This window comes from uncultured Dokdonia sp. (genome assembly GCF_937910895.1).
Taxonomy (GTDB): Bacteria; Bacteroidota; Bacteroidia; order Flavobacteriales; family Flavobacteriaceae; genus Dokdonia.
Genome location: NZ_CALEMI010000118.1, coordinates 1 through 6,456 on the forward strand (window position 1 = coordinate 1; position 6,456 = coordinate 6,456).

Sequence of the window (6,456 nt, forward strand, 5' to 3'; positions counted from 1 at the left end):
AATTAAAAAAAATAACACTTATGGATTATTTCCATGATTAATTATACTTTTGTGATTCAACATGTATACAAATGGAGTATATCTAACGAAATCAATTGTATACAAATGTAAATTTTATAAAGTTTAACTTTGTAAACACAGAACAATACTACAATTGGATACACTTTTAAATTGGCATAAAAACAATCACGAAAAACGACTCTTTGGTCGTTACATTCATGGGGATTCTATTCTTGAATTATTAGAAGAATTACCCTCTCAATTTGTAGTAACACAGCGAGGTGTTTCAGTAGAAAAAAGGCCTATTCATACAGTGACTATAGGTACAGGAAAAACTAAGATATTGCTTTGGTCACAAATGCATGGAAATGAAAGTACCACCACAAAAGCGTTGTTTGATCTTTTTAAAGCTTTTCAAGAAGTTGATAAAAATCCCTTTTTAGATATCATTTTATCTTCTTGCACACTTTGTATTATACCTATATTAAATCCAGATGGTGCCAAAGCGTACACACGTGTCAATACTAATGGAATTGACTTAAATAGAGATGCGCAAGACAGATCTCAACCAGAAAGTAAATTGCTGTGGGAAATATATAAAGAGTTTAACCCTCATTTTTGTTTCAATCTTCACGGACAACGCACCATCTACGGTTTTGAAGATACAGGAAAACCCTCTATACTTTCGTTTTTAGCACCTTCTGCAGATGAAAACAGGAGTATTACGCTTTCGCGAAAGCGGTCTATGCAAGTAATAGCTCATATTTATAATGAGTTGACACCCTATTTACTAGGAAATATAGGGTTGTATGATGATGGTTTTAATAGAAATTGTACAGGCGATACTTTTCAAGCAGAAGGAGTGCCTACCATACTTTTTGAGGCAGGTCACTATCCAAATGATTATGATAGAGAGATCACAAGGCGCTATGTATTTATGGCAATAATAGCTGCATTAGAGAATGTTTCTAGTACACTACCCATAGATGAAGCGTTATACTTGACGATTCCTGAGCATCAAAAATGTTATTGTGATATTTTATTTAAAAACACTTTGGATGGAGATATCGGAATTCAATTTAAAGAAAAATTGACTAGAAATACGATTGAATTTATTCCTGAATTCGCTTCAAAAGAAGAGACGTCTTTTCTATTTGGACATCGGATCATTGATTGTTCTGGCATCAAGATTAAAAAGCTGTTAGAAGAAAAATTAATCGGTAAGCCTAATATAAGACATCTTAATATAGATAAAGGGGTTACGATAACGTTATAGTTTAAATTACCTTTTGTAATTACACATTATTCAATAAAAATGGTTTAATTTTGAATTAAATTCAATGAATCTTACAAAAATGGCAAAATTCAAACTTGACGAAGTTGATCACCAAATACTCGATATGCTTATCGAGAATACCAGAATACCTTTTACCGATATAGCAAAAAAGCTACTTATATCTGCAGGAACGGTTCACGTACGTGTTAAAAAAATGGAAGAAGCCGGAATCATTATTGGTTCTTCACTAACTCTTGATTATGCAAAATTAGGATATTCGTTTATTGCGTATGTTGGTGTGTTTTTGAACAAAACTTCACAAACTACATTTGTATTGGAGCGTATTGCTCAAATTCCATTTGTAACAGTGGCGCACGTAACAACAGGTAAATTTAATATCTTTTGTAAAATAAGAGCAAGAGACACCAATCACGCAAAAAATATTATCTTCTTATTAGATGATATTGAAGGGGTCTATAGAACAGAAACTATGATTTCTCTTGAAGAAAGTATTAATGATAAAAAACGATTAATGCATTCTATATTCCAAGATTTAATCTAAATACGCATACATAAATTATTGATATGAAAACCCTCCTAGAATTTCTAGAAGGGTTTTTTAGTACCTTTACTTTTAAAATAGTTTCCTATGTACACTAAAGACCTAAATCCTTCTGAATACAATCCCTATTACAAACCTTTTGTAGAAAAAATAGATAAGGAAACTACACTTCTTAACGCACTTATAGAAAGTAAAGAGGATGTGACTACTTTTTTTAAACAAATTCCTATGACTAAATTGAGTTATAGATATGATGTTGGTAAATGGACACCAAGGGAAGTCTTCATGCATATTATAGATACGGAGCGTATATTCTCATACCGTGCTTTGCGATTTGCAAGAAAAGATAAGGTAGATCTTCTTGGGTTTGATCAAAATGATTACATACTACCATCTAAAGCAGACTCAAGAACTATTGATTCCCTTATAAAAGAATATAAAGCTGTTAGAAATGCCACGATAGTTCTTTTTGAGAATCTTGATGATAAGATGCTTACAGAAATAGGTATGGGTAGTGGGAGTCCAATGTCAGTAAGAGCATTAGGTTTTATAACCGTAGGACATGAAAAACATCATGTGTCTATTATTAAAGAACGCTATTTATAGGATATTTAATTAATAGGCGTTGCATAAAAATCAAAAGCTTCGTAAATCAATTCATTTGGAACTTCTTGGTCAATTACTCCTTTACCTATGTGTTCTAGAAGGACAAATTTCACTTTTCCATTGGAGTTTTTTTTGTCGTGTTTGAGAAGTTCTATGATATGATTGATGTCTTTTTGTGTAAAACGTACAGCATCATACATTTCAGAAAGTACTGTATTGATTTGATCCAAATCTATTTGTGGGAGTCCCGTCAGTTTCGACGAAATATAGCTTTCTAGAATCATTCCTATAGCGATGGCCTCGCCATGTAATAATGTTTTTAACTCAGCATGCGATAAGCAATACGATTCTATAGCATGTCCAAGTGTATGTCCGTAGTTAAGTGTTTTGCGTATATTTTGTTCTGTGGGATCTTTAAGTACTACTTCGTTTTTTATAACAATGCTATCATGAATCAATTTATTAAGGTTCTCTGTTGTCATAGCTGTCAAATCTGACAGTTGTTGCCAATATCCTTGATCGGCAATAAGTCCATGTTTGTACATTTCGGCTAAGCCAGAACGCATTTCAATTTTTGGTAGTGTAGCAAGAAACCCCGTATCTATCAATACTAATTTTGGATTATTAATAACACCTATTAAATTTTTTAAATTTCCTAAATCTACACCCGTTTTACCACCTACAGAGGCATCTACCATAGCAAGTAGGGAAGTGGGTATGTTTATAAAATCCATTCCTCTTTTAAACGTACTAGCAACAAAACCTCCTAAATCAGTTACAACACCTCCTCCTAAATTAATCACTAACCCTTTACGGTCTGCATCAAGATCAGCTAGGGCATCCCATACGCCAGAGCAGGTTGTGATGGTTTTGTTTTCTTCTCCAGGTACAATCTCTATGACTTCTATAGCTGTACTAGTTTCTAACTTACTTAATAATGTAGATAGACAATGCTCATGCGTATTGCTGTCTACAATTATAAATATTTTTGAATATGTAGAAATTCGTATAAACGTATTGAGCGCTTCATATCCAGAGGTGTTAAAAACAATTTCATAACTCGAAGCTTTGATAGGCTGCATAGATTCTATTTTATGGCACCAAATTACATCTTTTTGTGTAATTCACATTCAGTTTGAATTATATTTGTAGCATAAAATATATGATTATGGCCTCATCCATTTTTGACAATACAGAACGTGCTTTTATTCTTAAATCTGATAGTGAGCTTGAACGCGCATATTTTCTGTTTAAAATGATATCAAAAGAACCTCTTGTACGTATAGGCACTGCTATGACTAAGTTTGCATTGAATGCAAATTTACCTGTAGAAGGGCTGATTCGTTCTACAGTGTTTGATCATTTTTGTGGTGGCGTAAGTGAAGACGATTGTATTCCTGTAATGGATAAATTATATGAAGCTGGGGTATGTTCTGTGTTAGATTATTCTGTAGAAGGGAAGGAAAATGAAGCGCAATTTGATGCGTGTCTTACTAAGGTACTAGAGCTTACAGATTTTGCTGATGAAAAGGAGGCAATGCCTATCTCTGTTTTCAAACCTACGGGTTTTGGACGTTTTGCTATATGGAAAAAAAAGACAGCAGGGGAGACACTTACTTCAGAAGAACAAAAAGAGTGGGAGCGAATCGTTGCTCGTTTTGATGCGATATGTAAAAAGGCAAAAGAAGCAGATGTTGCTGTTCTTATAGATGCTGAAGAAAGCTGGATGCAAGACGCTGCCGATGATCTTGTGGCAGAGATGATGGCAAAATACAATACAGAAAAGGCTATTGTCTTTAATACATTACAATGTTATCGTTGGGATCGACTAGACTATCTTAAAAAACTTCATGTAGATGCTAGCGTAAAAGGATTTAAAATAGGTGTAAAGATTGTAAGAGGCGCTTACATGGAAAAAGAGAATAATCGCGCTAAAGAATTAGGGTATGAAACTCCTATTTGTGCAAATAAAGCTGCTACGGACACTAATTTTAATGATACGCTTCGATATATTTTTGATCATATAGATGATATATCTGTGTTTTTGGGTACTCATAACGAGGCAAGTTGTTTACTTGCTATGGATATTATGAAAAACCAATCTCTATCTAATAATGATACACGTATTTGGTTTGGACAATTATACGGGATGAGTGATCATATCAGCTTTAATCTGGCTTCAGAAGGATATAATGTAGCAAAGTATATGCCATTTGGTCCTGTAAAAGATGTGATGCCTTACCTCATACGTAGAGCCGAAGAGAACACATCGGTAGCTGGACAAACAAATCGTGAATTAGAACTTATCAAATCTGAGCGTAAGCGAAGAAAGATATAACTGCTTTGTAAGTTGTTTGTTATTATTTTGGGAATGCTCTTTTTTATGCTTTCAAGTAATGAAATGACGTAGAAGTTTATACTGAGCCAAGACGAAGTACAAAAGCGTACACCGCCTTACTCTTTTGCTTTAGAAACTTCTTTAATAAAGACTTTTTCTTCACAATTTTCAAGAACAATCTTAAGTTTCAGCTCTTTTTGAGTGTCCCCGTAGACTGCATATTCTCCACAAGGCTCTTTTCTTGGTTGGCTTTCATCAAAATCTATGTCTCCTTTTTGTAATACTTGATTGATAGCAACGGTATCTAGTTGTAATTGGGTGAGTGATTCTTGCGCTTTTCGCGAAAGCGTATACGGCTTTAAATTAATATTTTTCAAAACACGCGCTTCTGGAAAATAAGCACAACTAGTTTTCTTGCCACTAAAGAAAAAGGCTAGAATAATTAATCCTAAAGAGAAGCCACCTAAATAGTACCCTACTCGATGTAATAAACGCATATTTTAAAAAATAAGAAGATTGATATCTCGGTAGTGTAAATTAAACCAATTTGCTACCGATTTGTTGGTTAAAACGCCGTGGTAAAAATACAAACCGTTTTTCAATCCTTTATCAAATCTTAGTTTATTTTCTATGCCGCCATCTTCTCCTATATCTAAAAGATAGGGCGTAAATATATTGCTTAATGATATAGAGGCAGTTCTAGCAAATCGAGCAGGTATGTTAGGAACACAATAATGTGTAACCCCGTGTTTTACAAACGTAGGTTTATCGTGCGAAGTAATATCGCTTGTTTCAAAGCATCCTCCCATATCAATACTAACATCAATGATAACGGCACCATTTTTCATGCTTTCTATCATAGGTTCTGTGACAATGACGGGAGATCTATTTGTCCCTCGTACAGCTCCTATGGCTACATCACAACGTTTTAAGGCTTTGAATAAATTTTTGGGTTGCAAGGTTGATGTATACATAGGTCTCCCAATATTGGTTTGTATACAGCGTAACTTGGTGATAGAATTATCAAATATTTTTACATTAGCACCTAATCCTATAGCAGATCGTGCTGCAAATTCTCCTACGGTACCAGCACCAATAATGACTACTTCTGCAGGTGGAACTCCACTGATGTTCCCAAGAAGCATTCCAGTACCTAATTCAGGGCTACTCATAATCTCTGCGGCAATTTGCACAGCAGCAGTACCTGCTATTTCTGAAAGTGTTCGTACAGCAGGATACGTACCATCATCGTCTTTTATAAATTCAAAGGCTATAGCAGTGATTTTTTTACTGGCTAGTTTTTCAAAGTAGTTTTTGTTTTGTGTTTTGAGTTGTAAAGCAGAAATTAATACCGTTTGAGGATTGATCATATCCAATTCTTCTAGCGATGGTGGTTCTACTTTAAGAATCATTGGGCAAGAAAAAACCTTTGCTGTGTCGTTTGTTACTTCGGCTCCAGCTTCACTGTAATCCTTATCTGAATAGCGGGCTCCTTTGCCAGCTTTAGATTCTATAAGAACTCGATGTCCATTGGCGGTAAGAGCTGCAACGGCATCAGGGGTAAGGCATACACGTCGTTCTTGAAAATGAGCTTCCTTAGGAATCCCTATAAATAGATCGCCTTTTTGCTTAGCGATTTCTAACGTTGCTTCCTGAGGTAATAATTGTGCTCGT

Annotated in this window: 7 protein-coding genes; 4 read left to right on the forward strand and 3 right to left on the reverse strand. The window is 34.6% G+C overall.

Annotated features, from left to right (window positions below):
- The first annotated feature begins 154 nt into the window (after nt 1-154).
- From Q0505_RS14095 to Q0505_RS14105, 3 genes are all read left to right on the forward strand, one after another.
- Entirely contained in the window at nt 155-1,276 is a 1,122-nt protein-coding gene (locus Q0505_RS14095; RefSeq protein WP_299214002.1) for a M14 family zinc carboxypeptidase, read from the forward strand.
- Nucleotides 1,277-1,355: 79 nt separating this feature from the next.
- On the forward strand, nt 1,356-1,838 hold the full coding sequence (locus tag Q0505_RS14100; RefSeq protein WP_299214018.1) for a winged helix-turn-helix transcriptional regulator: 483 nt from the start codon (nt 1,356-1,358) through the stop codon (nt 1,836-1,838).
- Between the two features lie 87 nt (nt 1,839-1,925).
- Nucleotides 1,926-2,444: a DinB family protein gene (locus Q0505_RS14105; RefSeq protein ID WP_299214005.1), complete on the forward strand. Its 519-nt coding sequence runs from the start codon at nt 1,926-1,928 to the stop codon at nt 2,442-2,444.
- A gap of 5 nt (nt 2,445-2,449) precedes the next feature.
- Here Q0505_RS14105 and aroB read toward each other — a convergent pair whose 3' ends face one another.
- Nucleotides 2,450-3,526 carry a 3-dehydroquinate synthase gene (gene aroB, locus Q0505_RS14110; RefSeq protein WP_299214008.1) on the reverse strand — a complete coding sequence of 359 codons (1,077 nt, stop codon included), beginning with the start codon at nt 3,524-3,526 and terminating at the stop codon, nt 2,450-2,452.
- An 86-nt stretch (nt 3,527-3,612) separates the two neighbouring features.
- On the opposite strand from aroB, the gene Q0505_RS14115 reads away from it, so the two are divergent.
- A complete protein-coding gene (locus Q0505_RS14115) occupies nt 3,613-4,782 on the forward strand; it encodes a proline dehydrogenase family protein (protein ID WP_299214011.1) in 1,170 nt (389 codons plus the stop codon).
- 116 nt (nt 4,783-4,898) lie between these two features.
- On the opposite strand, the gene Q0505_RS14120 is transcribed toward Q0505_RS14115, so the two are convergent.
- Nucleotides 4,899-5,279, reverse strand: a complete 381-nt coding sequence (locus Q0505_RS14120) for a DUF4258 domain-containing protein (RefSeq protein WP_299214014.1) — start codon at nt 5,277-5,279, stop codon at nt 4,899-4,901.
- A gap of 3 nt (nt 5,280-5,282) precedes the next feature.
- Nucleotides 5,283-6,456, reverse strand: a 1,174-nt coding sequence (locus Q0505_RS14125) for an alanine dehydrogenase (protein ID WP_299214015.1), incomplete at its 5' end; no start/stop codon positions are given.